Source organism: Hydrogenimonas sp. (assembly GCF_029932565.1).
In the GTDB taxonomy this organism is placed as follows: domain Bacteria; phylum Campylobacterota; class Campylobacteria; order Campylobacterales; family Hydrogenimonadaceae; genus Hydrogenimonas.
This window is the reverse complement of sequence record NZ_JAOZPV010000057.1, coordinates 1-4,568: the sequence shown is the minus strand read 5'-3', so window position 1 is coordinate 4,568 and position 4,568 is coordinate 1. Positions and strand designations below refer to the sequence as shown.

General features: G+C 51.1%; 4 protein-coding genes and 1 pseudogene. 1 reads left to right on the top strand and 4 read right to left on the bottom strand.

The annotated features are described in order from the left end of the window. Window positions 1–9: 9 nt before the first annotated feature. The 4 genes and pseudogenes from ccoS to Q1K24_RS07270 form a co-directional block, all read right to left on the bottom strand. Window positions 10–240, bottom strand: a complete 231-nt coding sequence (ccoS, locus tag Q1K24_RS07285; RefSeq protein ID WP_300368153.1) for a cbb3-type cytochrome oxidase assembly protein CcoS — start codon at window positions 238–240, stop codon at window positions 10–12. Then, window positions 241–537 (bottom strand): Dabb family protein, encoded by a 297-nt coding sequence (locus Q1K24_RS07280; protein ID WP_300368150.1) that lies wholly within the window; start codon window positions 535–537, stop codon window positions 241–243. Window positions 538–632: 95 nt separating this feature from the next. Continuing rightward, window positions 633–938 (bottom strand): annotated as a pseudogene (locus tag Q1K24_RS07275) (ferredoxin-thioredoxin reductase catalytic domain-containing protein); the annotation flags it as partial. Between the two features lie 74 nt (window positions 939–1,012). Continuing rightward, entirely contained in the window at window positions 1,013–3,427 is a 2,415-nt protein-coding gene (locus Q1K24_RS07270) for a heavy metal translocating P-type ATPase (protein ID WP_300368147.1), read from the bottom strand. Between the two features lie 114 nt (window positions 3,428–3,541). Here Q1K24_RS07270 and galE point away from each other — a divergent pair, with 114 nt between their 5' ends. Beyond that, on the top strand, window positions 3,542–4,549 hold the full coding sequence (gene galE / locus Q1K24_RS07265) for a UDP-glucose 4-epimerase GalE (RefSeq protein WP_300368144.1): 1,008 nt from the start codon (window positions 3,542–3,544) through the stop codon (window positions 4,547–4,549). Window positions 4,550–4,568: the final 19 nt, after the last annotated feature.

Sequence of the window (4,568 nt, the reverse complement as noted above, 5' to 3'; positions counted from 1 at the left end):
TACTCAAGACTAATCAGGCATCACCCTTTTGTCTTTGCGCTTTTCCTCACGTTCTTTCCGCTTCTTTTCCATCATGACGGCATCTTTGAGCTCTTCCTCCCCGTCATAAAGCGCTCCATCGAGAAATTTGTGCTTGTCTTCGAACTGGCCGGTTTTATGTCCCCAGAGCAATGCAAAAAGTCCAAACGCTCCAAGCAGCGTCGAAACCCCCAGCATCATCGCCAAAATGCCGCTGCTCACTTACGCACCTTTTTCGTAATCGACCACCCGACTCTCCACCGTCACCTCTTTGATGAGATTCACGACCTCGACATGTGCCGAATGCACGCGATACGCATCGAGACCTTCACGATTATCGAATGTCGATGTGAGCACCAGATCCATCGAGCGCTCGGAATGGAGAAAATCGACCCCGACTTCCATCGATCGGAGCGTCTCGATTTTTTCGGGCAACGCCTCAAGCATCCCTTTCACTCTTTCGATATTCTCCGCTTTGTTCTCCTCTTTGAACCGAAACATCACGATATGCACAACCATATATATCTCCTCACCTTCTCACTTCTCACCAAGCGCGCAAAGCGCGGCGTCCTCACCTGCGAAGCTACGCTTCGCAATCAATGTTCATGCGTCGCGGCATATTCGGGCATACAGAATATGCCGCAGTGGCATTTCCCCTCTTCCGGTATCTCATGTTCGATCGCAGGTTTGCAGGGGCAGAGACGGTTGTCCGCACTGACATGGTTCCCCTCTTCGTCTTCGATCACCATATAGCAGGGACACCAGCGTTTGCCATACAGCAGCTTGTTGCGCGCCAATCCCATCAGAACACCCTCGTTCACCTCTTCCATCGGATTGTAGACCCAACCGAACTGCTTGCAGACCTTGTCCGTAAATTTTTTCGTTTTTTCGAGTTCCGCCAGAAACTCGTCCGAACTCATATCAACATATTCCACTTTTTCCGCCTTTTCCAATAAATCTCATCTATGCTATCATGCAGACTCTACACATCCACTTAATTTTTCTTTTTAAAGGCACTTTTGATACGCATCGAGTTGCCTACAACCATCAGTGAACTCAAACTCATCGATAGCGCCGCTACAAGCGGAATCACATACCCTGTCACTGCCAGGGGAATCGTGATCGAATTATAGACCACCGAAAGGGCGAGATTCTGTTTAACGAACTTGAATGTCCGGCGGCTGATAAGAAACGCGTCTCGCAGCGATGTGATCCGATCGTCCAGCAGTACCACATCGCTTACATCCAATGCCACATCCGAACCGCTTCCCATCGCGATGGCGATATCGCTCTTGCTCAGTGCCAGTGCATCGTTGATGCCGTCACCTGCCATAACGACGATATGCCCTTCGGCATGAAGGACGTCGATTTCATGCGCTTTATCCTCGGGAAAAAGTCCGGCTTTGAAATGACTGATTCCCACTTCGGAAGCCACGCGCGCTGCGGCTTTTTCATTGTCTCCTGTCAGCATCACGATATCGATACCGAGCCGTTTGATCTCTTCGATCGCCTCCCCGGCCCCCTGCTTCGGCAGATCACGCAGTTCGAAACGCGCCACCGCCTGTCCATCCACGGCAAAATAGAAAAGCGTATATTCACTCTCCTTTTCGATGTCGATCCCGAACTCTTCCATCATCCGGGCATTGCCGCCCAGCAGTGTATGGTTTTCATACTGCGCCGAAATCCCCCGCGCCTGAATCTGTTTGATCTGTTCAAGAGGCACCTCTTTGAGATGTTCATGATGCTCTTTGAGATAGCGGACGATACCCTGGCTTACAGGATGGATGGAACTTTTGACCAGCGCATAGAGCCAGGTTGGGTCGTAGTTGGCGTATTCGATGTAACTGACGACATGCGGTTTCCCTTCTGTGATCGTGCCCGTCTTGTCCAGTACCAGTACATCCGCCTTCGCCATCGTCTCGATGAATGCAGCCTCTTTGAAGAGTACGCCTCGACGAGCCGCGAGATTGATACCGATCAGCGTTGCCACCGGCGTCGCCAATCCCAGCGCACAGGGACATGCGATGACGATGACAGAGATCGAAACCACGAGTGCCCTCTCGAACTCGCCCGTCATCCAGAACCATCCGATGAACGTCAAAAGAGCGATAGAGAGGATCGTAACGGAGAAATACCCCGATATCTCGTTCGCCAGCCGTTCGATCTTCGGCTTTTTGGTCAGTGACTCCTCGAGCAGTCCCACCAGTGTCGTCAGCATCGAGGAGCCATAATCTTTCGTCGCTTCGTAGCGTACCACCCCGTCGATCGCTACGCTTCCACTGACGATCTCGTCACCGGGACGTTTGTAGATCGGCTCGCTTTCGCCCGTCAATGAACTTTCGTCGAAACTCCCTTCACCGGCAATGACGACACCGTCGATCGCCACCTTTTCGCCCGGCCGGATTTCGATAATATCCCCCGGCTTTACCTCTTCGACCGGCACCATCACTTTCTCGTCGTTTTCAACAACCGTCACTTCCGTCGGCAACGCATTGGAAAGGGCATCCATCGTGTCGGCCGCCCGCTTCTTACTGAGCACTTCCAGATATTTTCCGGCGAGCACAAAGGTAATGATCATTGTCACCGAATCGAAATAGACCTCACCTTGCCCTGTCACCATCACCCAGAGCGAATAGATATACGCCAGTGACGCCCCGGCAGCCACCAGAAGATCCATATTGACGAACCGGTTTTTCAAACCAAACCACGCACCTCGGAAAAAAACCCAGCCGCTGTAAAAGAGTGTCGGCGTCGCGAGAATCCATTCGGCGACATTGAGTACCTGTTTCACATCCGTCCTCATACCGGTAAACATCCCCGTATACTGCGCCACGGCAATCCACATGATGTTCATTGTCGCAAAAATCGCCACGAGCAGCCTGGAATAATAGTCGCGCCGCGCTTTGTTGGCACGCTCTTCCTGCAGTTTTGGATCGTAAGGGTAAGCGTTGTAACCGATCGCCCGGATCTTTTCGATGATCTGCGACAGCTTGATCTCTTCAGGGTCCCAGACCACATGGGCCTTGTTGGTCGTATAGTTGATCGTCGCTTCGATAACACCGGGCGTCTGATGGAGCACTTTTTCGTTCAGCCATACACACGCCGCACAATGGATCCCCTCGATAATGAGAAATATCTCGTAAAGCCCGTCACTGCGTTCGATGATATATTTTTTTCTGAACCCTTCCAGATCGAACTTGTGAAGATCGTCGCTGATTTCTTTAGGTGGTTCAAGCCGGGTTTTACCCAATTTGTCATAAAACGTATCGAGCCCTTCGGAACGAAGCAGATGATAGATCCCCTGACAACCTTTACAGCAAAAATAGTGCGTTTCACCCTCTTCGTTTTCGGTAATCATTACTGACTCGTCGAACTCCAGATGACAGTGTGTGCATGGAACTTTTGCCAAACCATTCCCTAATAAAAAATTTTGCAAAATTATAACCTAAAGTATTATCGGATTATTACAGGCTAACCGAGTTTTGGATAAAATTATTTTAGAGATACATTAAGAAAGAAAAAAATGAAAAAAATCTTTGTCACCGGAGGAGCCGGATATATCGGCTCGCATACCTGCGTGGAACTTCTGGAAGCAGGATATGAGGTTGTCGTATACGACAACCTCTCCAATGCCAGCGAAGAGGCGGTACGCCGTGTCGAAAAGATTACGGGCAAGCCAGTCCAATTCGTCAAAGGCGATATTCGCGACGCTGAAGCTCTGGAAAAAGCGATGCAGGGATGTGATGCGGTCATCCATTTCGCCGGCCTCAAAGCGGTAGGCGAATCGGTAGAAAAGCCGCTGGAGTATTACGACAACAATGTGGGTGGCACGGTGACTCTGTTGAAAAGTATGCAGAGACTCGATATCAAGACCATCGTCTTCAGCTCTTCCGCCACCGTCTACGGTGATCCGGAATTTTTGCCACTGACTGAAGAGCACCCTCTGCGTACCACCAACCCATACGGTCAGACGAAGCTGGTCATCGAAGAGATTTTGCGTGATCTCTGGCGCTCTGACAACGCGTGGCATATCAGTATCCTTCGCTACTTCAATCCTGTCGGAGCCCATGAGAGCGGACTCATTGGCGAAGACCCGCAAGGTATTCCCAATAATCTCATGCCCTTTGTCGCCCAGGTTGCTGTGGGTCGACGTAAACAGCTGAGCGTTTTTGGAGGCGACTACTCTACCCATGACGGTACTGGCGTACGTGACTACATTCACGTAGTCGACCTGGCCAAAGGACATGTGGCAGCACTCAAAGCCCTCGACAGACCTCAGTGCGAGGCGATAAATCTTGGAACCGGCAATGGCTACAGCGTTCTGGATGTGGTCAAAACCTTTGAGGCTGCTTCGGGCCGGAAGGTCCCCTACGAGATTGTCGACCGCCGGCCAGGCGACATCGCTGCCTGCTATGCCGATCCTGCCAAAGCAAAGAGACTGCTGGGGTGGAAAGCGAAATACGGCATGGAAAAAATGTGCGAAGACACATGGCGCTGGCAGAGCATGAACCCGAAGGGATATGATGGATGATGGATGATGGATGATGGAT

Coding starts and splice junctions, on each gene's coding strand:
- galE (WP_300368144.1), top strand. CDS start 3,542: ATGAAAAAAATCTTTGTCACCGGAGGAGCCGGATATATCGGCTCGCAT.
- Q1K24_RS07280 (WP_300368150.1), bottom strand. CDS start 537: ATGGTTGTGCATATCGTGATGTTTCGGTTCAAAGAGGAGAACAAAGCG.